The 22,203-nt window shown below is 58.9% G+C and carries 21 protein-coding genes and 1 tRNA gene; 10 read left to right on the top strand and 12 right to left on the bottom strand.

From position 1 onward, the window contains the following. Positions 1-36: 36 nt before the first annotated feature. From clpA to RGCCGE502_RS08825, 7 genes are all read right to left on the bottom strand, one after another. On the bottom strand, positions 37-2,538 hold the full coding sequence (gene clpA / locus RGCCGE502_RS08855) for an ATP-dependent Clp protease ATP-binding subunit ClpA (protein WP_016553815.1): 2,502 nt from the start codon (positions 2,536-2,538) through the stop codon (positions 37-39). A gap of 10 nt (positions 2,539-2,548) precedes the next feature. Next, positions 2,549-2,902, bottom strand: coding sequence for an ATP-dependent Clp protease adapter ClpS (clpS, locus tag RGCCGE502_RS08850; RefSeq protein ID WP_016553814.1), 354 nt, complete (start codon positions 2,900-2,902; stop codon positions 2,549-2,551). A 263-nt stretch (positions 2,903-3,165) separates the two neighbouring features. Next, the gene (locus RGCCGE502_RS08845; protein WP_040674331.1) at positions 3,166-3,537 is read right to left on the bottom strand and encodes a phasin family protein; all 372 of its coding nucleotides are present in this window, start codon (positions 3,535-3,537) and stop codon (positions 3,166-3,168) included. Between the two features lie 217 nt (positions 3,538-3,754). Then, on the bottom strand, positions 3,755-4,177 hold the full coding sequence (locus RGCCGE502_RS08840; RefSeq protein WP_016553812.1) for a DUF3597 domain-containing protein: 423 nt from the start codon (positions 4,175-4,177) through the stop codon (positions 3,755-3,757). 209 nt (positions 4,178-4,386) lie between these two features. After that, the gene (locus tag RGCCGE502_RS08835; RefSeq protein ID WP_016553811.1) at positions 4,387-4,590 is read right to left on the bottom strand and encodes a DUF3126 family protein; all 204 of its coding nucleotides are present in this window, start codon (positions 4,588-4,590) and stop codon (positions 4,387-4,389) included. A gap of 126 nt (positions 4,591-4,716) precedes the next feature. Continuing rightward, positions 4,717-5,550 (bottom strand): serine O-acetyltransferase, encoded by an 834-nt coding sequence (gene cysE / locus RGCCGE502_RS08830; protein ID WP_016553810.1) that lies wholly within the window; start codon positions 5,548-5,550, stop codon positions 4,717-4,719. A gap of 115 nt (positions 5,551-5,665) precedes the next feature. Continuing rightward, positions 5,666-6,448, bottom strand: a complete 783-nt coding sequence (locus RGCCGE502_RS08825; RefSeq protein WP_016553809.1) for an alpha/beta fold hydrolase — start codon at positions 6,446-6,448, stop codon at positions 5,666-5,668. A 156-nt stretch (positions 6,449-6,604) separates the two neighbouring features. On the opposite strand from RGCCGE502_RS08825, the gene RGCCGE502_RS08820 reads away from it, so the two are divergent. Together RGCCGE502_RS08820 and RGCCGE502_RS08815 are read left to right on the top strand one after the other, a co-directional pair. Beyond that, positions 6,605-6,850, top strand: coding sequence for a zinc-finger domain-containing protein (locus RGCCGE502_RS08820; protein WP_016553808.1), 246 nt, complete (start codon positions 6,605-6,607; stop codon positions 6,848-6,850). Between the two features lie 27 nt (positions 6,851-6,877). Then, positions 6,878-8,029, top strand: a complete 1,152-nt coding sequence (locus RGCCGE502_RS08815; RefSeq protein WP_016553807.1) for an FAD-dependent monooxygenase — start codon at positions 6,878-6,880, stop codon at positions 8,027-8,029. Here RGCCGE502_RS08815 and RGCCGE502_RS08810 read toward each other — a convergent pair whose 3' ends face one another. Beyond that, positions 8,030-9,220 carry a cystathionine beta-lyase gene (locus RGCCGE502_RS08810; RefSeq protein WP_016553806.1) on the bottom strand — a complete coding sequence of 397 codons (1,191 nt, stop codon included), beginning with the start codon at positions 9,218-9,220 and terminating at the stop codon, positions 8,030-8,032. A gap of 370 nt (positions 9,221-9,590) precedes the next feature. Between RGCCGE502_RS08810 and RGCCGE502_RS08805 the strand changes: the two genes are divergently transcribed. The 4 genes from RGCCGE502_RS08805 (at position 9,591) to RGCCGE502_RS08790 (ending at position 13,860) form a co-directional block, all read left to right on the top strand. Continuing rightward, on the top strand, positions 9,591-10,616 hold the full coding sequence (locus RGCCGE502_RS08805) for an amino acid ABC transporter substrate-binding protein (protein WP_016553805.1): 1,026 nt from the start codon (positions 9,591-9,593) through the stop codon (positions 10,614-10,616). A 91-nt stretch (positions 10,617-10,707) separates the two neighbouring features. After that, on the top strand, positions 10,708-11,910 hold the full coding sequence (locus tag RGCCGE502_RS08800; RefSeq protein ID WP_016553804.1) for an amino acid ABC transporter permease: 1,203 nt from the start codon (positions 10,708-10,710) through the stop codon (positions 11,908-11,910). A gap of 1 nt (position 11,911) precedes the next feature. Then, positions 11,912-13,066: an amino acid ABC transporter permease gene (locus RGCCGE502_RS08795; protein ID WP_016553803.1), complete on the top strand. Its 1,155-nt coding sequence runs from the start codon at positions 11,912-11,914 to the stop codon at positions 13,064-13,066. 20 nt (positions 13,067-13,086) lie between these two features. Then, positions 13,087-13,860: an amino acid ABC transporter ATP-binding protein gene (locus RGCCGE502_RS08790; RefSeq protein ID WP_016553802.1), complete on the top strand. Its 774-nt coding sequence runs from the start codon at positions 13,087-13,089 to the stop codon at positions 13,858-13,860. Positions 13,861-13,967: 107 nt separating this feature from the next. On the opposite strand, the gene RGCCGE502_RS08785 is transcribed toward RGCCGE502_RS08790, so the two are convergent. Then, positions 13,968-14,402 carry a hypothetical protein gene (locus tag RGCCGE502_RS08785; RefSeq protein WP_016553801.1) on the bottom strand — a complete coding sequence of 145 codons (435 nt, stop codon included), beginning with the start codon at positions 14,400-14,402 and terminating at the stop codon, positions 13,968-13,970. A gap of 230 nt (positions 14,403-14,632) precedes the next feature. Between RGCCGE502_RS08785 and RGCCGE502_RS08780 the strand changes: the two genes are divergently transcribed. The 3 genes from RGCCGE502_RS08780 to RGCCGE502_RS08770 all read left to right on the top strand — a co-directional run bounded on the left by RGCCGE502_RS08780 (position 14,633) and on the right by RGCCGE502_RS08770 (position 16,893). After that, entirely contained in the window at positions 14,633-15,694 is a 1,062-nt protein-coding gene (locus RGCCGE502_RS08780; RefSeq protein WP_016553800.1) for a class I SAM-dependent methyltransferase, read from the top strand. A gap of 234 nt (positions 15,695-15,928) precedes the next feature. Beyond that, positions 15,929-16,003: transfer RNA gene (locus tag RGCCGE502_RS08775), tRNA-Glu, on the top strand. 122 nt (positions 16,004-16,125) lie between these two features. Then, entirely contained in the window at positions 16,126-16,893 is a 768-nt protein-coding gene (locus RGCCGE502_RS08770; protein ID WP_016553799.1) for a phosphotransferase family protein, read from the top strand. 159 nt (positions 16,894-17,052) lie between these two features. Here the strand turns inward: RGCCGE502_RS08770 and RGCCGE502_RS08765 are convergent, their stop codons facing one another. Beyond that, positions 17,053-17,316 (bottom strand): hypothetical protein, encoded by a 264-nt coding sequence (locus RGCCGE502_RS08765; protein ID WP_016553798.1) that lies wholly within the window; start codon positions 17,314-17,316, stop codon positions 17,053-17,055. A gap of 262 nt (positions 17,317-17,578) precedes the next feature. On the opposite strand from RGCCGE502_RS08765, the gene RGCCGE502_RS08760 reads away from it, so the two are divergent. After that, the gene (locus tag RGCCGE502_RS08760) at positions 17,579-18,823 is read left to right on the top strand and encodes a glycosyltransferase family 2 protein (RefSeq protein WP_016553797.1); all 1,245 of its coding nucleotides are present in this window, start codon (positions 17,579-17,581) and stop codon (positions 18,821-18,823) included. Between the two features lie 56 nt (positions 18,824-18,879). Here the strand turns inward: RGCCGE502_RS08760 and recJ are convergent, their stop codons facing one another. Beyond that, on the bottom strand, positions 18,880-20,682 hold the full coding sequence (recJ, locus tag RGCCGE502_RS08755; protein WP_016553796.1) for a single-stranded-DNA-specific exonuclease RecJ: 1,803 nt from the start codon (positions 20,680-20,682) through the stop codon (positions 18,880-18,882). 173 nt (positions 20,683-20,855) lie between these two features. Then, positions 20,856-22,178 carry a homoserine dehydrogenase gene (locus RGCCGE502_RS08750; protein ID WP_016553795.1) on the bottom strand — a complete coding sequence of 441 codons (1,323 nt, stop codon included), beginning with the start codon at positions 22,176-22,178 and terminating at the stop codon, positions 20,856-20,858. Positions 22,179-22,203 lie beyond the last annotated feature (25 nt).

Here is a 22,203-nt window from a genome sequence, read left to right as displayed (position 1 = left end):
AGAAAAAGGCGGCCACTCGAGCCGCCTTTTGTTCATTCATTTCTTTGGAACCCGCGGAACCGCACTACCCTTCTTGGGCAAGCTCTTCACCTCGGGATCGGCGGCGGCCTTTGCCTTCTTGGCCGTCGTCTTCTTCGGGCGGGCCTTCGTCTTCAGTTCGCCGTCATCCACATCGTCAGCCTCGGGATGGGCAACTTCGGCTTCCGGCTTCGGCTTGATCGGCGCGCTGTCCGATACGGCTTCGAGGACAATACCGGGCTTGCCATCTTCCTTCGGACCGACCGTAACGTTGACGACGCCGCCCTTCCGCAACTTGCCGAAGAGGATTTCGTTCGCCAGCGGCTTCTTGATAACGTCTTGGATCACGCGGGCAAGCGGGCGGGCGCCCATCTTGTCGTCGTATCCCTTTTCAGCCAGCCAGGAGATTGCGTCTTCTTGCAGGTTGAAGGTGACGTTGCGTTCGGAAAGCTGCGCCTCCAGCTGCATGATGAACTTCTGCACGACCTTGTGGATGACTTCAGTTGGCAACGCCGCAAACGGGATGATCGCGTCGAGACGGTTGCGGAATTCCGGCGTGAACAGGCGAGTCAATGCCTCCTCATCTTCGCCCGTCCGCTTCGACGAGCCGAAACCGATTGCAGCCTTGGCCATCTCCGATGCGCCTGCGTTTGTCGTCATAATCAGGATGACATTGCGGAAGTCGATCTTCTTGCCGTTGTGGTCGGTCAGCGCGCCGTGATCCATCACCTGCAAGAGGATGTTGTAGATGTCGGGATGCGCCTTCTCGATCTCGTCAAGCAGCACGACGCAGTGCGGATGCTGGTCGACGCCATCGGTCAGGAGACCGCCCTGGTCGAAGCCGACATAACCGGGAGGTGCACCGAGCAGCCGCGATACCGTATGCCGCTCCATGTATTCCGACATGTCGAAGCGCAGGAGTTCGACGCCCAGCGACGACGCCAGCTGCTTCGCGACCTCGGTCTTGCCGACACCGGTCGGGCCGGAAAAGACATAGGAGCCAATCGGCTTGTTCGGTTCGCGCAGGCCCGCGCGGGCCAGCTTGATCGAGGTCGACAGCGCTTCGATCGCCTTGTCCTGGCCGTAGACCACGGAGCGCAGTTCCTGCTCGAGATTGGCAAGAACAGCTTCGTCGTCCTTAGACACCGTCTTCGGCGGTATGCGTGCCATCGTCGCTACCGTCGCCTCGATCTCCTTCTCGGTGATCAGCTTGCGGCGCTTCGACGGCGGCAGCAACATCTGTGCGGCACCGGTCTCATCGATGACATCGATCGCCTTGTCGGGCAGCTTGCGATCCGAGATGTAGCGGGCCGACAACTCGACAGCCGTCTTGATCGCCTCATTCGAGTAGCGCAGGTGATGATACTCTTCGAAGTACGGCTTCAGGCCCTTCATGATCTCGATCGCATCATCGATCGAGGGTTCATTGACATCGATCTTCTGGAAACGACGAACCAGAGCGCGATCCTTCTCGAAGAACTGGCGATACTCCTTGTACGTCGTCGAACCGATGCAACGGATCGCGCCTGAGGACAAAGCCGGCTTCAAAAGGTTCGAGGCATCCATCGCGCCGCCTGACGTCGCACCCGCACCGATGACGGTATGGATCTCGTCGATGAAGAGCACGGCGCCCGGATATTCTTCGAGCTCCTTGACGACCTGCTTCAGGCGTTCTTCGAAATCACCGCGATAGCGCGTACCGGCGAGCAGCGTGCCCATATCCAGCGAGAAGATCGTGGCATCGGCCAGGGCTTCCGGCACCTTGCCTTCAACGATGCGCTTGGCCAGGCCCTCGGCGATCGCCGTCTTGCCGACACCGGGATCACCAACATAGAGCGGGTTGTTCTTCGATCGGCGGCACAAAACCTGAATCGTGCGGTTGACCTCGGACTGCCGGCCGATCAGCGGATCGATCTTGCCGCTCTTGGCCTTCTCGTTGAGGTTTACGCAGTAGGCCTTCAGGGCGTCCTGCTGCTTTTTGGAGCCGCCTTCCTCCTGGTCGCCGCTACTGCGCGAAGCTGGCTTGCTCTCAGATTCGCCGTCATCGGCGCCACGCGGCGGACGAGCCTCGGATGCGCCGGGGCGCTTGCCGATCCCGTGAGAGATATAGTTGACGGCATCGTATCGGGTCATCTCCTGCTCTTGCAGGAAGTATGCGGCGTGGCTCTCGCGCTCGGCGAAGATCGCGACGAGGACGTTAGCGCCTGTCACTTCCTCACGCCCGGACGACTGCACATGAATCACCGCTCGCTGAATGACGCGCTGAAAGCCGGAAGTGGGCTTGGAGTCTTCGTCATAGCCAGTGACCAAATTGGAGAGTTCGTTATCGACATATTCAACAAGCGTTTTGCGCAGCGCGTCGAGGTCGACATTGCAGGCTCCCATAACCGCGGCCGCATCGGCATCGTCGATCAGGGCGAGCAGCAGATGCTCGAGCGTGGCATATTCATGATGCCGCTCGTTGGCAAAGGTCAGTGCCTGATGGAGCGCCTTCTCAAGACTAGGCGAAAATGTTGGCACGTTCAGATCCTCACTTCTTTTCCATGACGCATTGCAGCGGATGCTGGTGCTGTCGGGCGAAGTCCATCACCTGGCTCACCTTTGTTTCCGCTACCTCGTATGTAAATATTCCGCACTCACCGACGCCGTGGTTGTGGACGTGGAGCATGATGCGGGTGGCACTTTCACGATCCTTCTGAAAAAACCGCTCGAGGATATGAATGACAAATTCCATGGGAGTGTAGTCGTCATTCAGGAGTAGCACACGGTAGAGATTAGGCTTCTTGGTCTTCGGCTTTGTACGTGTAATGACCGAGGTTCCGCGATTTCCGTTGTCCCCGTTCCTTTCGCTGTCGTTTTGCATCCGGATCGGCTCTGCGATCATTTTCTTTCATTCCTCGATCAGTCCGGCAAGAAGCTGGGAGGAGTGGTTTCCCGCCGAATATTCGAAATACTAACTTAGTCCATCCTGGAGCGATTTTAAGCCCCTCGTTTCACACTGCAATCACAATTCGGCCAGTCTTGATGCAAAGACACAGAAACCGGGTGGTGGGCATGCGACGGGCATTGCGAAAAAAGAAAAGACCGGCCGCAGATGCGTAGCCGGTCTTCGATTTTCAAGAGCTGTACGGCAATTGCCGGTTATGGTTACGCCGCCGCGGGCGCAACAACTGGGGCCGTCTTCATCGCCTTCGCGGCCGCTGCAGCAACAGGCGCCTCGTATGGTTTGTAAGCGCTTTTGGCGAGATCGGAATACATTTCGCCGAGCTTGGTGGCTTCGCTCACGAAGTTCTCGTATGCGGTTTTCACATAGTTGGTCTGCAGCTCGAACGCAGCTTCAAAGCTACGCGCTCCCGACAGGCTTTCAAAATGCGTGACCGTGTCCTGGAACGACTTCTTGGAATAGTCCACGGCTTCGGCGGCAATGGCCTGGAAACCCTTGGCAGTCTCCGAATAGCTCTTCAGGACCGTGTCCATGGCTTCCTTGTTCTTCCGATTAACGTCGTCGAAGTTCAACATGACCATCATCCTCCTTGGCATGTGTGGCTTGATGAAGCCTAGCTGCAACGCACAAATAGTCAAGCATCGTTGTGCATCGCACAACATCTTATGCGAGCATCGAATCGGCCTCTCGCAATTGACCAATGCTCTGCATTTGATTTTCCTAAAATATATCAAAGCACCGCAACCAGAGATTTTATTAAAATATCTTCGCGATGCCAATCGAACCGTCAGCTCAGTCGAGAAGGTCCGCCGGAACTTTTCCGCCATTTTCGGCAAGGCGTTTCATCAACGCCTTATGCAGGAACATGTTCATGGTGGCGGTGTCATGCGCATCGCCCGTAAAGCCCAGCTCTGCGGCAAGTTCCCTGCGCTCCGCAAGGCTCGCGTCCATCCCGACCGCCTTCATCAGATCGACGATGGAGTGGCGCCAATCCAGCTTCTGTCCGCTCTTCTTCACCGCCGCATCCAGCAGTGGCACGATGTCAATCGCCGCCGCGGCAGGTGACGCGGTCGTCGGTGCCGGATGGGGTGTGGCTGTGGGCGCGGCGCTTGGCGCAGCCGCAGTCGGCGATGGCGCCGGCGTGGCTGACGGGGTAACCGGAGCGGCGACGGCTTCCCCAAAAATCGCGTTTTTGATCTTGTCGAAAATACCCATTCTCAACATCCCTCCTTGGGCTAGAGCACATGCTCAGCGGAGGAGATGGAGCATTCGACGGATGGGTCCAGAGAAGGTTGCCCAATTTTCCGCTAGAAATTGCTCTGCGGCAAGAAACAATCGAAGGTTAGCGTTCGCGGCCGGGGGCGGTGTCGGGCGAACGTCGCTTGGATTGACGGGCGGCCAACAGACCGCCCATCGATCTGATGTCAGAGATCGACGTCGAGGATCGCCATCGAGAAATTATAGGAGCGGTCGCCGTCCTCGTCATCGATATAGACGACACCCAGAAATTCTTCGCCGAGATAGACTTCAGCGGAATCGTTCTTTCGCGGGCGTGCCTTGACGATGACCTCCGGGTTGAACGTGCGCTTGAAATAGGCGTCAAGTTTCTTGATTTCTTCGGGCTTCACACTGCATCTCCTGAGCGGTCTCGGTTGGCCGCTTCTTGCATGGGAAAGACGGCGCTGTAAAGGCACGGGGACAGACGCATGAACGCTATCCCCGCCGATATGCCAACTGTCAAGGCAACGCGCGGCTCAGATATCCGCGCCGATCACCTGATCCATTATTCGCGACGGCTCCGAACACCCTGCTTCTCCGACCACCTTGGCCGGCACGCCTGCCACGGTGGTCTTGGGCGGCACCGCCTTCAGTACGACTGAGCCGGCGGCAATGCGCGAGCAATAGCCGATCTCGATGTTGCCGAGGATCTTGGCGCCGGCACCGATCAGCACACCACTGCCGATCTTCGGATGCCGATCCGAGCCTTCCTTGCCGGTGCCGCCAAGGGTGACGCCATGCAGGATCGATACATTGTCGCCGATCACGGCGGTCTCACCAACGACCAGCCCGGTGGCGTGATCGAGGAAGATGCCTCTGCCGATGCGCGCGGCCGGATTGATATCGGTCTGGAACACGCTTGATGATCTGCTTTGCAGATACAGCGCCAGATCGCGCCGACCGCGGTTCAGCAGCCAATGCGCCAGGCGGTGCGTCTGCAGCGCATGGAACCCCTTGAAGTAGAGAACGGCTTCCATGAAGCGCAGGCATGCGGGATCACGATCATAAATCGCTTGGATGTCGACGCGCAGGATCGCGCTCCACTCCGGCCAATCCTCCAACATCTGATCGAAGGTCTGGCGCAGCAGAATTGCCTGCATGTCGGGATGGTCGAGACGTTCGCAGATTCGATAGATCACGCACTCTTCCAGCGACCGGTAATTGAGTACCGTCGAGTAAAGAAACGCGGCCAGCACCGGATCACTTTCCGCGGCGGCACGCGCTTCCTCGCGCAGGCTGTCCCAGATCGGATCCATCACCTTGAGGGGGCTGCCCGTATCAAGGGAGCGAATGTCTGTCTTTGCGACCATGAAAGGTCTCCTCGTATGCGTAGATCGGCTCTATATAGGGCAAAAACCTGTTAACATAAATGGGTCGTTCGGCAATCTTGCGTCGTTCCCACCTGCCGCAACAGAAGCCACGTCACTATCCGGCGACTTCGGCGTAAAACTCCAGCACCGCCTTCTTGAAGACCCGATCGCCGACGGCCAGCATGTGATCGCGGCCGGGGATATCGAGCGCCCTGGCGTCGGGCATCAGCGCAGCCAGCTCCTCGGCTGAACCCGCGATGTCGTCCTTGGTTCCAACGCCGATCAAGGTCGGGGCATGGATCTTCGCCATGTCGGACCGCGCAACGAGATCGCGAGATCCCTTGATACAGGCGGCGAGCGCATCACGGTCGCTTTTTGTTTGGTCGGCAAAAGCCCGGAACATTCGCCCGCGGTCATGGGTGACATCATCGAGGGAAGCCGCCAACAAGGCATCCGCAATCGGATCCCAGTCGCCGACTCCGTCCGTCATCCCGATCCCGAGGCCGCCGAGGACCAGCGAACGCACGCGGTCGGGATGGGCGAGCGCCGCGAACACAGAAATGCGGGCTCCCATCGAGTAGCCCATCAGGTTGGCTTCGGGAATCCCGAGGTGATCGAGGAGCGCGACGGCGTCGCTCGCCATATGCCAGGGGCGGTAGGCCTCGGCCTCGCGTGGCTTGTCGCTTGCGCCATGTCCCCGGTTGTCGATGGCAATGACCCGGTAGCCCGCATCGCCCAATGTCTTCAGCCAGCCCGGATAAACCCAGTTCACGTTGGCGCTTGACGCAAATCCGTGGATCAGCAGCACCGGCACGCCCGACGGATCACCTTCGTCGAAGAAGGCAAGCTTCAGACCGTCATGCGTGAAGCTGGAAAAGACGGGCGTATTCAAGTTCATCGGACTGTCCTTTTTTGCCGGACCATATTTTATAGGCCGCCGAACTGAAACCCTCGCAGTTGCAAAAACTGTGCGTCCTGCCGCTCTTTGGCTCTACACATTTGCGATGAACGACTATAAGGTCCGCGCATATTTACGAAGCATTCGGAGACGAGCATGGCCGGCCACAACATTCCCCACTTCCAGAACGACGGCGGACACCGCGTTATCGAAGTCGGCGTGAAGGAGTTCATGTGCACCGGCGCCTCCGTTCCGTTCGATCATCCGCACATCTTCATCGACATGGGCGACGAGAACGAGAAGGTCTGCTCGTACTGCTCAACCCTTTACCGCTTGAATGGCGCGCTGAAGGCAAACCAGACCAATCCGGCCGGCTGCGTCTTCCACGTCAAGGCTGCCTAGGAGCGCCAACTCGGGATCGGACAGCCCATGCCGGCTGAACATGCCGCCATCGTCGGCGCGGGCGTCGCGGGCCTTACGGCTGCGCTTGCACTGGCACGGCGCGGCATTAATTCCGAGATTTTCGAGCAAGCCCCTGAACTGACAGAGGTCGGCGCCGGTCTGCAGATTTCGCCGAATGCCTCTCGTATTCTGGCGGAGCTCGGCATACTCGAGCGTCTCACTGACATCTGGCTGGAGCCAGACTCCATTCGGCTCGTATCCGGAACCACCTTGCGTCAACTGGCAGCCGTTCCGGCCGGCGGATTTGCGCGCGCCCGATGGGGAGCCCCTTATGGCGTCCTGCATCGCGCCTCACTGCAGCGGGCACTGCTTGATGCCGTCGCCAAGGAGCCACTCTGCAAACTGCATCTCGGAGCGCAGATCGGGAGCGGGACACTCTCGGACGTTTCCGGCCCTGCGGATCTTCTGATTGGCGCCGACGGCGTCTGGTCGCAGGTAAGAGAGAGCCTCGATGGCGCGCCCTCGCCTCGCTTCTCAGGCAACATTGCCTACCGTTTCACGATCGATGCGGCAAACGCACCCGCGTTTCTTGAACCGACAAGCGTCTCTGCTTTTCTTGGTCCATCAGCACATCTCGTCTGCTATCCGCTGAGCGAAACCAACGGTTTCAATATGGTGGCAATCACCGGCGGCAACGCCGTATCGCACGACTGGACAACGCGACCAACGGAAACGCAGCACCAACAGTTGCTTTCAAGATTTTCCCGATGGCACCCCGCCATGGCCAAGCTTTTTGCCGACGCACGCGGCATGACCTTCTGGCCCCTCTACGAAACGACGGAGGGACGCTGGCAAAATGGCCGTGACCGCGTTCTTGTCGGCGACGCCGCACACGCCATGATGCCGTTTGCGGCCCAGGGTGCCGCAATGGCGATCGAGGATGCATATGAGCTAGCTATGTTCGTAGCCGCACGGCCCGTCGCTGAGGCCCTGCAGTCGTTCGAGACGCATCGCACTCCGCGGATCGCGCGGCTGCGCAAGCGTGGTGCATTCAACCAGTTTGCCTATCACGCGCGCGGGCCAATCCGCGTAGGCCGTGACATCGTCCTGGGATTACGGCCGCCGCAAAGCCTTGCGGCGGATCTCGACTGGATCTACGGCTACCGAGCCGGCACCTGATCAGACGGCTTTCGCCGCGGCAAAACCGCGCTCGATATCGGCCTTGATGTCGATGACATCCTCGAGCCCGATCTGCAGGCGGATGACCGGTCCTTCGGTCGGCGCCTTTCGAATGCGGCGATCGTTCAAGTTGACATGGACTGCAAGGCTTTCGAAGCCTCCCCACGACCAACCGAGGCCGAAGATCTGCAGCGCGTCAAGGAAGGCATGCGCCTTGGCCTTGAACTTCTCCGGAGCATCAACAGCCAGAACGAAGGAGAAGATGCCACTCGCGCCCTTGAAATCGCGCTTCCACAGCTCGTGCCCCGGGAAGCTCGGAAGCGCCGGATGGAGCACCGTGGCGACGTCCTCCCTGCCCTCGAGCCACCTGGCGATGGTGAGCGCACTTTCATAGTGGCGCTCCAGGCGAACACCCATGGTGCGCAGCCCGCGCAGGATCTGATAGGCGTCGTCGGGCGCGCCGCAAATGCCAAGCGTAATGTTTGCTTCGTGCAACTGCGGCCAGTATTTGGCGTTCGCCGAAACTGTTCCCATCAGGATATCCGAGTGGCCGGACGGGTACTTGGTGGCTGCGTGAATGGAGATGTCGGCGCCGAAATCGAGCGGCTTGAAATAGACCGGCGTCGCCCAGGTGTTGTCCATCGTTACAATTGCGCCGTGCTTGTGCGCAATCGCGGAAATTGTCGGGATATCCTGCATTTCGAAGGTATTCGACCCTGGAGCTTCTGTGTGAACGAGCTTGGTGTTCGGCTTGATCAACGCCTCGATGCCCGCCCCGACCATGGGGTCGTAATAGTCGACCTCAACGCCCAGGCGCTTCAGCATGGTGTCACAGAAATGCCGCGTCGGCCCATAGACCGAATCGACGATCAGCGCATGATCACCGGCAGACAGGAAAGCCAGGAACGGGACGGTAACCGCCGCTAGGCCCGACGGCACAAGGATTGTCCCAGCAGAGCCTTCGAGCGCATCGATCGCCTCGCAAAGGGCGTCCGTTGTCGGGGTACCGCGTGTTCCGTAGGTGTACTTCTGCGCGCGGGTTTCCATCGCCCTCGCATTGGGAAAGAGTACCGTCGAGGCATGAACAACCGGCGGATTGACGAAACCGTGGTATTCGGCCGGATCGTTGCCGAGGTGGGAAAGGCGCGTGTTGATGCCTGCGTTTTGAAGCGGGCCGTCTTTATCTGTCATGTCGGAAATGCCTTTGGCGGTGGGATGCAGTCGGCAAACTTTTTGAACCGGTCAAAACGATCGGTCAACCCCGAAGGAGGATTGGGTAAAATGTCCGCCTATCTGAGGATTCTGCAGATATATCAGTGATTTTGCGCGATTTTTTTCGGCAAAACGCCGCCATTTCGTTAGCCATCTGCTTATTTTGCGCGCCTCAATTAGGGAATTGCCGAAATATCACGCAATCTTTCACTGCGACACTTGACCGTGGTGACATTTGCGACTGAGATAGCACTGCTCGCGCCGGGAGGGTGTCGAGCCATATGGGAGGTTTTGCTTGCTTCGGCGACGCTCCCACAAAAAGATAAGACAAAGGAAAAGGTTGGGAAAAATGAAGATTAAGCTTCTGTCGGCCGCCATCGGCGCAGCAGTCTTCGGACTTGGCGCTTCGGCAGCTTCTGCCACCACGCTCGAAGACGTCAAGGCAAAGGGTTTTATTCAGTGCGGCGTCAACACCGGCCTTCTCGGTTTCGCGCAGCCTGACGCTTCCGGCAATTGGGCTGGCTTCGACGTCGACTTCTGCAAGGCAATCGCTTCGGCCGTTTTCGGCGACCCGACCAAGGTAAAATACACGCCGCTGTCGGCCAAAGACCGCTTCCCGGCTCTGAAGTCGGGCGAAATCGACGTCCTGTCGCGTAACACGACGTGGTCAATCAACCGCGATACGGCACAGGGCTTCAACTTCCGCCCGGTTACCTATTATGACGGCCAGGGCTTCATGGTTCGCAAGAGCCTCAACGTGAAGTCGGCGCTCGAACTTTCCGGCGCGGCCGTCTGCGTCCAGTCCGGCACAACGACCGAACTGAACCTCGCAGACTATTTCAAGTCGAACAACCTCCAGTACAATCCGGTCGTTTTCGAAAAGCTTGAGGAAGTAAACGCCGCCTACGACGCCGGCCGTTGCGACGTCTACACGACCGACCAGTCTGGCCTCTACTCATTGCGTCTGACGCTGAAGAACCCCGACGAGCACATGGTCCTTCCGGAAATCATTTCCAAGGAACCGCTCGGCCCGGCCGTTCGCCAGGGTGACGACCAGTGGTTCGACATCGTTTCGTGGACGGCTTATGCGCTCGTCACCGCAGAAGAGTTCGGCATCACCCAGGCCAACGTCGATGAGATGAAGAACTCCGCGAACCCTGACATCAAGCGCTTCCTCGGCACGGAAACCGATACGAAAATCGGCACCGACATGGGGCTCACCAACGAATGGGCCTACAACATCATCAAGGGCGTCGGCAACTATGGCGAAGTCTTCGAACGCAACGTCGGTCAGGGCAGCCCGCTCAAGATCGAGCGTGGTCTGAACGCGTTGTGGAACAAGGGCGGCCTCCAGTACGCACCGCCGGTACGTTGATCGACTGACGAAACTGTGGGGAGGCGGTTTTCCGCCTTCCCACCACAAAGAGAAAAGCCCGAAAACGGGCTCATAGGGGATTAGGCTCGGCATGACGCAAGAGGCTGTGCACACGTCGCATGTGCAAAGCACTGGCTGGAGCTTCCAGTCAGCGCTCTACGACCCGAGGTATCGGGGTATTTTCTTCCAGGTTCTCACCATCGTCGTCATTGTTGGCTTCGTATGGTGGATCGCCCACAATACGGCCCAGAATTTGGCACGCTCCGGCACCGCTTCCGGCTTCGGCTTTCTGAACGGGCGCGCGGGCTTCGACATCGGCCAGTCGCTGATCGGCTATTCCAGCGACGCCACCTATCGCCGCGCGCTGGTGGTCGGCCTCCTCAACACCGTTCTGGTAGCGGTTACCGGCATTATCACGGCAACGATCATCGGCTTTGTCGTCGGCATCGGCCGCCTGTCGCATAACTGGCTGATCGCCAAGCTTTGCACGGTGTATGTCGAGGTCTTCCGCAACATCCCGCCCCTGCTCGTCATCTTCTTTTGGTATCAGGGCGTTCTTGCCGTCCTGCCAGGGGCGCGCGAGTCGCTGCATCTGCCGCTGAACGTATTCCTCAACAATCGCGGCCTCGCATTTCCCAAGCCGATCTTCGGCGAAGGCATGTGGGTGGTCGGCCTGGCCTTCCTCGTTGGGATCGTGGCATCCGCATTCGTCGCGCGTTGGGCGCACAAGCGCCAAGCCGCAACTGGAAAGCAATTCCATACAATCTGGGTATCGACTGCGCTCGTCGTTGGCCTGCCGCTCCTGGCGTTCCTGCTGTCCGGCCTGCCGCTGTCGTTTGACGTACCCGTGGCCGGAAAATTCAATCTCACCGGTGGCGCGGTCGTCGGGCCGGAATTCATGTCGCTGTTCTTGGCGTTGTCCTTCTATACGGCGGCCTTCATTGCTGAAATCGTCCGCGCGGGTATTCGCGGTGTACCGAAGGGTCAATCCGAGGCAGCCGGTGCGCTTGGTCTGTATCCTGCAAGTGTTACGCGCCTCGTCGTAGTCCCGCAGGCTTTGCGCATCATCATTCCACCACTTACCAGCCAGTACCTCAACTTGACGAAGAACTCGTCGCTGGCCATTGCCATCGGCTTCGCGGATCTCGTTGCGGTCGGTGGAACGATCCTTAACCAGACGGGCCAAGCGATCGAAATCGTCTTTATCTGGGCGGTCGTCTATCTCACCCTCAGCATCCTCACCTCGCTGTTGATGAACTGGTTCAATGCCAAGATGGCTCTGGTGGAGAGATAAGATGCCGACATCCAACCAATCCTTCGTCAGAACCAACTTTCTCGATGCCGAGCCGGCGCCGCGCAGCGAAAGCGGCCCGCTGGCCTGGGTTCGTAAGAATCTGATGGCGACACCCAAGGATATCGTGCTGACGGTCTTGGCCATTGCCTTCCTTGGCTGGGCGTTGCCGCACGTGATCAACTGGCTGTTCATCCAGGCCGTCTGGACCGGAACGGATCGCACCTTCTGTGCAACAGCGGTTCAGGGCGGCATTCAGCCCGACGGCTGGAGCGGTGCTTGCTGGGCATTCGTGAATGCGAAGGTCGACCAGTTCGTGTATGGTCGATACCCGCTCGACGAACGCTGGCGCCCGACCATCGTCGGGATTTTGTTCGTGCTGCTCTTGGTACCGATGCTGATACCAAAGGCACCGTTCAAGGGCACCAACGCAGTCCTGCTCTTCATCGCCCTGCCGCTCCTTGCCTTCTGGCTGCTCTACGGCGGTTTCGGCCTGGAGATCGTCGACACACCGCTCTGGGGCGGGCTGATGGTGACGCTGGTGCTTTCATTCGTGGGCATCGCCGTGTCTCTGCCGTTCGGCATCATCCTGGCGCTCGGTCGCCGCTCGAAGATGCCTGTCATCAAGATGGTCTGCGTCGGCTTCATCGAGATCATCCGCGGCATCCCGCTGATCACGGTGCTGTTCATGGCGAGCGTGATGCTGCCGCTGTTCCTGCCGGCAGGCTATACGATCGACAAGCTGTTGCGCGCGTTGATCGGTGTGGCGATCTTTGCCTCAGCCTACATGGCCGAAGTCATTCGCGGTGGCTTGCAGGCGATCCCGAAAGGCCAGTCCGAGGGCGCAGATTCGCTCGGCCTCGGCTACTGGCAGAAGATGCGGCTGATCATCTTGCCGCAGGCGATCAAGCTGGTCATCCCGGGTATCGTCAACACCTTCATCGGCATGTTCAAGGATACGTCGCTCGTATCGATCATCGGTATGTTCGATCTGCTCGGCATCGTCCGGTTCAACTTTACGGACGCCAACTGGGCAAGCGCTGTGACGCCATTGACGGGCCTGATTTTCGCAGGCTTCGTTTTTTGGCTGTTCTGCTTCGGCATGTCGCGCTATTCAAACTTCATGGAACGCTATCTCGATACCGGCCACAAACGATAAAAGATCAAGGGAACGAACACATGGCTGAAGCTCAGCAAAAAAAGATGACCGTTTCGGCAACCGATGTTGCCGTCGACATCATTGGGATGAACAAGTGGTACGGCGATTTTCACGTGCTGCGTGACATCAATCTGAAAGTGATGCGTGGCGAGCGCATCGTCATTGCCGGCCCGTCGGGATCCGGCAAGTCGACCATGATCCGCTGCATCAACCGCCTGGAAGAACACCAGAAGGGGCAGATCGTCGTCGACGGCGTCGAACTCACCAACGACCTCAAGAAGATCGATGAAGTCCGCCGCGAAGTCGGTATGGTCTTCCAGCACTTCAACCTGTTCCCGCATCTGACCATCCTGGAAAACTGCACGCTGGCCCCAATCTGGGTGCGCAAGATGCCGAAGAAGCAGGCGGAGGAAGTCGCCATGCACTTCCTGAAGCGCGTCAAGATCCCGGAGCAGGCCAACAAGTATCCAGGCCAGCTCTCCGGCGGTCAGCAGCAGCGCGTGGCGATCGCCCGTTCGCTCTGCATGAACCCGAAGATCATGCTGTTCGACGAGCCGACATCGGCGCTCGACCCTGAGATGATCAAGGAAGTGCTGGAGACGATGGTCGGGCTCGCCGAAGAAGGCATGACCATGCTCTGCGTGACACACGAAATGGGCTTTGCGCGTCAGGTCGCCAACCGGGTCATCTTCATGGACCAAGGCCAGATCGTCGAACAGAACTCGCCGGCCGAGTTCTTCGACAATCCGCAACACGAACGCACCAAGCTGTTCCTCAGCCAGATCCTGCACTAGGCGAATCGCCTCCAATCAGTTCAAAGGCCGCCGGATTTTTTACGGCGGCCTTTTCATTTCGGAACCTCGCAATGTTCTACTTCGATCACCAAACGGCGACGAAGATGTCAGCTCTTTAGCTTGGCGTTGCAAAGGCTGTAGAAGCCGCCGCCCTTCTGGATCCACTTCAGGCCATTGAGCGTATTGGCGTCCTTGTTCTGGTGGTAGGCGTCGACGCAGGTGTGCATCCTGCCCTTGCCGGGCGTTTCCTTCGCATATTTTGGTGCAACGGCTGTCGGGAACGAAACGCCCTTGGGCGCCGTCATCGTCGGCTTTTCCGGTTCCTCGCCACTATTCAGTGTGACATCCGGCTCTGCCGTCGCGTCTGGACCACACTGCGCCTTGCGGAAGTCGTTCCACTTCATGTCCTTTGCGGAGCCATCCGCCTGGGCTGACTTGTACTTCGCGCTGCACTCTTTCATGGTCAGCGCCGAGGATGGCGTTGCAAATGCCAGCGCCCCGAGCAGGGAAACGGATGCAAGAATAGTCAACTGCTTGATCATGATCTTTCCTCCAAGCCTCTAGGGGCAATCGAACTATCAATCTGGCCAATTTTCTTGTCAACGCGGCAATTGGCGCAACCAGCACGTTTAGTTTCGTTTGCACATCGCCCTTTCATTCTAAAAATGAAACTCGCACCCACGATGCCTCAGTGTTGTTTTAGCGGCGAACGACGACGGTGCTATAGTGCCGGGTGGGCTGGCTTTTCCTGCGTTTTCCGAGGGAGGAAGACATGCGCGAACCCGACATGCAGAAAGTAGACGCACTCGTCGGCCGGTTGATCGGCGACGTGGGCGCGGCCGTATCCGGAGCGCTGGTGGTACTGGGCGATGACCTCGGCCTGTTCAAGGCCATGGCCGACGGCAAACCACGCAACTCAGCTGAGATAGCGAAGGAAACCGGCATAAAGGAGCGCTATCTCAGAGAGTGGCTGTCTGCCTTGGCGGCAGCCGATTACCTCAGCTACGACGAGAAGACCGATCGCTTTCACCTCACGCCTGAGCAGGCAATGGTCTTTGCAGTGGAAGACAGTCCTGCCTTCTTCGCAGGCGCTTTTCAGGTCGTGCAATCCATGTGGATGGACGAGCCCAAGGTGGCCGACGCCTTCCGCACCGGCACGGGTGTAGGGTGGCATGAACACAGCGCCTGCTTGTTCCGCGGAACCGAGCGGTTCTTCAGGACCGGCTATAACAACAATCTGGTCGCAGACTGGATACCGGCTTTGCAGGGGGTCGAAGCTCGCCTGAAAGCGGGCGCGAAGGTCGCGGATGTCGGCTGCGGCCATGGCGCCTCAACGATCCTAATGGCTCAAGCTTACCCGGCGTCAACATTCTACGGCTTCGACTATCACGCGCCGTCGATTGAGCGGGCGAAGGCCGCGGCAAAGGAGGCCGGTGTTTCCGAGCGCGTCACCTTCGAACAGTCTCCGGCGGCCGGATTCCCTGAAGGGAGTTACGACCTCATTGCCATGTTCGACTGCCTGCACGATATGGGAGATCCGGTCGGCGCCGGCAAACATGTCAAGAAATCGCTCTCTGCGGATGGCACCTGGCTAATCGTCGAGCCCTTCGCTCATGATTGCCTGAAGGACAATCTCAACCCGGTCGGCCGCGTCTACTACGGCGCATCGACGATGATCTGCACACCGGCATCGCTCTCTCAAGAGGTGGGGCTCGCCCTCGGCGCGCAGGCCGGCGAGACCAAGCTCAGGAAAGTCGCGCTCGACGCCGGCTTCAAGCATTTCCGCCGCGCCACCGAAACACCGTTCAACATGGTTTTCGAGGTGCGCGCCTGAGAAACTGCTCATTGGCGATGCTGCCGGCTACGATCGGCTGCATCGCCAAACCTTTCCACATCTTCGCAGGCGGCCCGCGAATTGATAATACGTAACAATATCAAAGCGATAAATGGGACTCAGTGGGAGCGTGATGCTGGAAGCGGGGAAAAAATCGCGCCATTGTGATTTTTTCTTGTTTTGCCGCTTGCGGGATTCGAAGTGCCTGACTATAAGGGCGCCACCACGAAGGAAGCGCCCTTCGTCTATCGGTTAGGACATCAGATTTTCATTCTGGGAAGAGGGGTTCGACTCCCCTAGGGCGTGCCATTCGTATTGATTTAATTACATTTTCAGACTTGCGTCCCGAAATTCACCCAAAATCGGCTGCGGTTAGGACGTCGCCTTTCGGGCCGAAATGGACGCTGGAGGACTTGTGGCGTATCGTTGCAATGCTTCCCACGAAACTGGCAGATGATACGATGAGCAAAATTGGTCGCACCCTCGGTTTGGGCAAGCAAGCGGAGGTTTATGAATTTGGAGACCTGGCACTCAAACTCTATAAATCCGGGGTGCCGAAGACTTCCGCTTTCAGAGAAGCCGCGCATCTCGCATTCGTAGAGAGAAACGGACTGCCTGCGCCGAGGGTTCACGCTGTCAAGGAGTACGAGGGCCGTTGGGCTGTCGTTATGGACCTCGCGCCAAATGAAAGTTTAGGTGAAGGTCTGATCTCGTCGGCGCGTGCGCCGATTTTACAGAAGATGGTCCTAATACATCAAGAAATTCATACACGTCCCGGCACTGGTCTTGCGCCGCTGAAGGCGAGGCTTGCCGTCAATATTCGACAGGCATGCGCCTTGCCCGAAGGAGACAGGAAGCGGTTGCTGCAATATCTGCAAACTCTGCCTGACGGCGATACGCTTTGTCATGGAGACTTTCACCCTTGGAACGTTCACGGAAGCGTCGTCGTGGACTGGCTCGATGCTTGTTCGGGTCACCCAGCAGCGGATGTGTGCCGCACATACATTCTGCTGCGTCAAATCGATCTCGCACTAGCGACCGATTACGTTGAGGCATATGTTTCCACGGGTTCGATAGAGGCTGATCAAGTATTCGCCTGGCTGCCACCGGTTGCTGCAGCACGGTTGGCGGAAGACGTTCCATTGGAGCAGATGGATTTGCTCCAGCTTGCGGGAGTCACTGAAAGTGGCTCTTTCTGACAGATCCTTTCCACTTTCGAGCAAGTTCATTGAGCCGCCCCACTTGCTGGTCCGGTGGCGCGAAGGCTAGCTGCCCTCTTGAGAATGGTGAGAGTAATCGTCGCTACTTCTTCCACGGTCAATTTGTTGCTCCTGCAGGAACTTTGGGGCCATGCGCGCTCAATCCTGATAGCACGCCGCGTGAGCCTGTGCGAAAACAGTGCTTCGCTTCGTTGCGAGCAGAAAAACTATAGGCTCGAACGAGCTGTCGCTGAATTTCAAGTCCTTTGAGGTCGCAATACCGGCTAAGGCGTTCCTAATTTGAATCAAGGCATGGACGCACAACTTCGCCGCCTGAGCGACGCCCTCGCCGCAAAACGTGACTTCATCTCTCCGATTGTCTTTTGTATCGGTCGCTGCGGCTTCCTGCACGACCGCGAACACCAGCCTCGCTCCAACTCGACCCCATAGATAGTCACATTAAGATCTTTGCCGGCAAGCGGCCGCGCATAGATCGCCATCGCGGAGGCGATCTTGATGGAAGTTGCTATGCTCACAGGGGAGCGTCTCCTCGTGGAAAGAGCGGCCCTTTGGTCCGCCCGTGATCGCAGCGTCTCGCCTTGAAATCATGATCCGCAGAATTTCGGGCGCCCGCGCCCTTCGACCAACGCCATGAAGGCGACGCCCTGCCCCGGAGAGCATTCAATTGAGCGGCATCAAACTCAGCATCTGCATCCCAACCTACAATCGGGAAGCGTATCTACGCAACGCACTCGAGCATTGCGAAACCTACGACTTCGACTTCCCCTACGAGATCGTAATTTCCGACAATGCCTCAACCGACAATACGGCTGAAGTCGTCGAAGAGTTCATCGCCAGGGGCCTTCCCATTCGCCTTTACCGCCGCGCAGTCAACGGTGGGCCTTACAAGAACATCGCGAGTTCGTTCCACCACGCGGTCGGTGAGTATTCGATCTATCTCGCCGACGACGACTTTCTCATTCCCGAGGGCGTGAAGGCGGCGGTCGCCTACCTCGATGCGAATTCCGACGTGTCCGCCTGCCACGCGCCCTGGTATCTCTACGACGAAATCAACGATCGCGACCTCACCACGTTCTACAAGGTCGATGAGGATATCAAGTTCGGCCGGCATGACTTTGTCGAAGTGTTTCAGTTCCTGTTCGAACGACACATCTTCCCGGAAATAGCGATTTATCGATCGTCGGCACTGCGCTCCGTGTGGGTTCCGCGGGATTTCTGCTTCTGCTTCTTTCCCTATCTCGCACATGTGCTCGACCAAAGCGGCGTGGCCTTCCTCAAGCAGCCTTTCTATCGCTCCGTCGTCGCCTCGAAGGTGGCCCCCGACCGCTCGCAGACGGGCAACGAGGAGGTTATGGTCGCCTGGGACAAGTATCGCGGCGGGCTCGAATACTTCCTCTACATGGCCGCCAAGCGCGGAAAGCTCAGCACGACGCCCGAGGCACGTGCGATCTACGAGGAAATGTGCAAGGTCTTCACTCTCAACCGCATGGCCGTCGCAGTCCGCTTCTGGGCGGTTCGCAAGGATTTCATCAAGGCTTACGAACTTTATACACGCATGGCGCTCGGAGGCATGGGCGATCATCCCGAAGTCGCGGCGCTACGCGAATCCTTTCCGATGCTGGTCGCCATGCAGACCCTCGCTTACCAAGTGAGCGCAACCGCAGGCGTCGATCGGCTCATTCTCAGCGGCATGGCCGATCCGGCATTGATCACCGAACTGCTTCGCGATGTGGGTCTACCGCCGGAAATCGATGTCACCGCCGACCTCGACGACAATGATCCGATCGGGATCGAGAATACAATGATCTTCGCAGCCGATATGGCCCGCCGCGAGACATTCCTCGAGCGCGGCTACAAGCCCAACATGATCTTCATCGAGAGCGACTTGACGCAGCACATTCTCATCTAACGCCGATCTGTGGCACCGTCGTTCAGAAACGGCTGTGCCATCTGCGTCTGCCGATATCACCGCGCCGGCGCGGCGTCCTGGACGCGCAGCTGAATGCGTCGTGAGCCTTGATAGTGGTCCGCGCCGAGAGAGCCTGCAACGTGCAGGCTGCCGCCCCTGGAATTCAGCAACAGGTTGCCCAGTTGCGTATCGGCAGCTCGAAATGCGATCCCGTCCAGCCGGGTGCCGTCCATGGCCTCGAGCGTCACTTTCACGTGCTTCTCGCCCACCAGGCGGGAGTCGCGAAGACGGTGAGCCGGAATCGCAAAGAGAGGCTGCGCGTGGCCAGAACCATAGGGGCCGGCTGTCTCGAGCCGATCGATCAGGTCGAGGGTAGCGCCGCTGGCGGCTATCGCTCCGTCGATCTTCAACGTCTCGTTGGCGACGAGCGCCGCTACTGTCTTTTCGGCACGTTCATAAAAAAAGCTGCGTAGACCGCCGAGCTTGTCGCGCTCAACTGTGAGGCCGGCAGCCATGGCGTGGCCGCCGCCTTTGATCAGCAGGCCCTCGTCCACCGCTGCGCGCACCATCTTGCCCATGTCGAAGCCGTTGATCGAGCGGCCCGAGCCGGTGCCTTTGCCGGACGGGTCGAAAGCAATGGCAAAGGCCGGGCGCTTGAACTTTTCCTTGAGACGGGCGGCAATCAGGCCGACGATCCCAGGGTGCCATTTGTCATGTGCGGTGACGATCACCGAGGCGCCTGTGCCATCCCCGTATTCCGCCAGCGCCTCCGCCTCGGCTTCCTGGAGCATTGCCGCTTCCATCGCCTGCCGGTCGCGGTTGAGCTCGTCCAATCGCTGGGCGATCGCCTCGGCCTCCCCCGTGTCGTCGAGAGTGAGCAGGCGGCTCCCGAGCGCAGCGTCGGCGATGCGTCCGCCGGCATTGATGCGCGGGCCGATCAGGAATCCGAAATGGTAGGGCGTTACAGGCCCGGCGAGACCGGCCTTGCGGAACAACGCAGACAGGCCGGCATTGCCCTGATGTCGTGCGGCGATCAGCCCTTTGACCACGTAAGCACGGTTCAGGCCCTTCAGCGGGACGACGTCGCAGACAGTCGCAAGCGCAACGATATCGAGCCATTGCAGCAGATCGATCGACCTGGCGCGGGGATCGCCAGCCTCTCGCAACAACCGCAGCGTCGCGACGAGAACCAGGAACACGACGCCAGCGGCGCAAAGATGTCCCTGCCCGGAGAGATCGTCCTCGCGGTTCGGATTGACCAGCGCGTGGCAGCGCGGCAAATCATGTGTCACCTGGTGGTGATCAATGACAACGACGTCGATATTGCGCCGGGCAGCTTCGGCGAGAGCGTCATGGCTGGTCGATCCGCAATCGACGGTGACGATCAGCCGCGCACCGTTGTCGATCAGACTGCCGATTGCCGCGGCGTTGGGTCCATAACCTTCAAAAACGCGATCTGGAATATAGATCTCAGCCTTGACGCCGAAGTGCTTGAGAAAGCGGAACATCAGCGCCGACGACGATGCGCCGTCAACGTCGTAGTCACCGAAAATTGCAACCTGCTGCTGGCTTCGAATTGCCTCGACAAGCCGGCTGGCAGCCTTCTCACAATCCGTCAGCGTATAAGGATCGGGCATCAAGCCACGAAGGGTCGGGTCAAGAAACTCCAGCGCCTCGTCGACCGTGACGCCGCGTCCGGCGAGAACACGCGCAATGAGTTCAGGCAGCCCGTGCATCTGAGACATGGCGAGCGCCCGGTTTTGGCCAGCCTGATCCAGTCGCGAAATCCAGCGGTTGTCTAACACGGATTTCTCGACGCCTAGAAACGCGCGCTGTACCGGATCGGCCGGAATCTCCATCTCGTCTGCTGCCCTTAACGCTTGTCACCGCCCCGAGACAGGGCGCGATATTGGCAGCTTTATGCGGCTTGGATCAGCCGCACAACGGTTTTGGACGAGAGAGTCGACGTTAGCTGTGGATGCGCGGCTGATCTGCCGCCGCATCCGGCATCGGCTAAAACACCGTAGAAGTCTCAGTCTTCCTTCGGCCGCTCGATGCGGATCACCTGCGGCTCTCCGACATGGTAACCCTCGCCCTTGATTGCGGCGACCGCCTTGCGGACGGAATCTTCGGTTGTCGCGTGCGTCACCATGATGATCGTCTGGTGGTGCGACGGCGCCAGATGCTGCTTCGAACGCTGTACGATCGATTCCAGCGAGATCTGGTTTTCCGCCATGTGGGTGGCCACACTCGCGAACACGCCGGTACGGTCGAGTACCGTCAAGCGAATGAAATATCCGCCTTCGTGGCTTTGCATCTGCGCCTTGCGATAGGGCTCCAGCGATTTGGCGGGATGGCCGAGAACGGGAACGCGCTGCGCGCCGGGTCGGCTCTTGGCTATGTCCGCGATGTCACCGAGCACCGACGAAGCCGTGGCGTTGCCGCCGGCGCCTGGGCCTACCATCAGCAACTCGCCGAGAACGTCCGACTCGATCGCAACCGCGTTTGTCACGCCATCGACCTGTGCAATCACGGAATCGACTGGCACCATCGTTGGATGCACGCGCTGCTCGATGCCGGTATCCGTGCGCTGCGCAACGCCGAGCAGCTTGATGCGGTAGCCGAGATCGGCTGCAGCGTGAATATCCTCGATCGAGATATTGGTGATGCCTTCGAGATAGATGTCGTCGGCGGCGATCTGGTTTCCGAAGGCGAGCGTCGTAAGGATGGAGAGCTTGTGGGCAGTGTCATTGCCTTCGATGTCGAAGGCGGGGTCAGCTTCTGCATAGCCGAGGCGCTGCGCCTCCTTCAGGCAGTCGGCGAAGGACAGGCCTTCCTTCTCCATCTTTGTCAGGATGTAATTGCAGGTACCGTTCATGATCCCGTAGATGCGGGAGATCGTGTTACCGGTCAGTGACTCGCGCAGCGCCTTGATGACAGGGATACCGCCGGCAACGGCTGCTTCGAAGTTCAGCAACGCGCCCTTCTCTTCCGCGATCGTCGCCAGCTCGACGCCGTGATAGGCAAGCAGCGCCTTGTTCGCCGTCACCACATGGAGACCACGCTGCAGAGCTGCGCGCACAGAGCTGTTGGCGGAACCGTCGACTCCACCCATGAGTTCGACGAAGACGTCGATGTCGCCCTTCTCCGCCAGATCTTCCGGCCGATCGAACCATTCGATGCCGCCAACATCGATTCCGCGGTCCTTGGTCTTGTCGCGGGCGGAAACACCCGTAATCAGGATCGGGCGTCCGCACGTTGCGGCCAGCTCGTTGCTGCGCTGCTGAATGATACGGACAAGCGAAGCACCAACGGTACCCAAGCCCGCAATGCCGATTTTGAGGGCATCTGCCATGAATCGATCCTGAAATGTGTCATGA

This window comes from Rhizobium grahamii CCGE 502 (assembly GCF_000298315.2).
GTDB classification, from domain to species: domain Bacteria; phylum Pseudomonadota; class Alphaproteobacteria; order Rhizobiales; family Rhizobiaceae; genus Rhizobium; species Rhizobium grahamii.
This window is presented reverse-complemented; position numbering and strand designations above follow the sequence as displayed.

Bases quoted from the DNA above. Each gene is read 5' to 3' on its own strand.
- clpS (WP_016553814.1), bottom strand. From the start codon at position 2,902: ATGATCGCAGAGCCGATCCGGATGCAAAACGACAGCGAAAGGAACGGG.
- RGCCGE502_RS08750 (WP_016553795.1), bottom strand. From the start codon at position 22,178: ATGGCAGATGCCCTCAAAATCGGCATTGCGGGCTTGGGTACCGTTGGT.
- RGCCGE502_RS08785 (WP_016553801.1), bottom strand. From the start codon at position 14,402: ATGATCAAGCAGTTGACTATTCTTGCATCCGTTTCCCTGCTCGGGGCG.
- RGCCGE502_RS08795 (WP_016553803.1), top strand. From the start codon at position 11,912: ATGCCGACATCCAACCAATCCTTCGTCAGAACCAACTTTCTCGATGCC.
- RGCCGE502_RS08810 (WP_016553806.1), bottom strand. From the start codon at position 9,220: ATGACAGATAAAGACGGCCCGCTTCAAAACGCAGGCATCAACACGCGC.
- RGCCGE502_RS08845 (WP_040674331.1), bottom strand. From the start codon at position 3,537: ATGTTGAACTTCGACGACGTTAATCGGAAGAACAAGGAAGCCATGGAC.
- RGCCGE502_RS08825 (WP_016553809.1), bottom strand. From the start codon at position 6,448: ATGAACTTGAATACGCCCGTCTTTTCCAGCTTCACGCATGACGGTCTG.
- RGCCGE502_RS08800 (WP_016553804.1), top strand. From the start codon at position 10,708: ATGACGCAAGAGGCTGTGCACACGTCGCATGTGCAAAGCACTGGCTGG.
- RGCCGE502_RS08790 (WP_016553802.1), top strand. From the start codon at position 13,087: ATGGCTGAAGCTCAGCAAAAAAAGATGACCGTTTCGGCAACCGATGTT.
- RGCCGE502_RS08780 (WP_016553800.1), top strand. From the start codon at position 14,633: ATGCGCGAACCCGACATGCAGAAAGTAGACGCACTCGTCGGCCGGTTG.
- RGCCGE502_RS08840 (WP_016553812.1), bottom strand. From the start codon at position 4,177: ATGGGTATTTTCGACAAGATCAAAAACGCGATTTTTGGGGAAGCCGTC.
- RGCCGE502_RS08770 (WP_016553799.1), top strand. From the start codon at position 16,126: ATGCTTCCCACGAAACTGGCAGATGATACGATGAGCAAAATTGGTCGC.
- recJ (WP_016553796.1), bottom strand. From the start codon at position 20,682: ATGGAGATTCCGGCCGATCCGGTACAGCGCGCGTTTCTAGGCGTCGAG.
- cysE (WP_016553810.1), bottom strand. From the start codon at position 5,550: ATGGTCGCAAAGACAGACATTCGCTCCCTTGATACGGGCAGCCCCCTC.
- RGCCGE502_RS08805 (WP_016553805.1), top strand. From the start codon at position 9,591: ATGAAGATTAAGCTTCTGTCGGCCGCCATCGGCGCAGCAGTCTTCGGA.
- RGCCGE502_RS08820 (WP_016553808.1), top strand. From the start codon at position 6,605: ATGGCCGGCCACAACATTCCCCACTTCCAGAACGACGGCGGACACCGC.
- RGCCGE502_RS08815 (WP_016553807.1), top strand. From the start codon at position 6,878: ATGCCGGCTGAACATGCCGCCATCGTCGGCGCGGGCGTCGCGGGCCTT.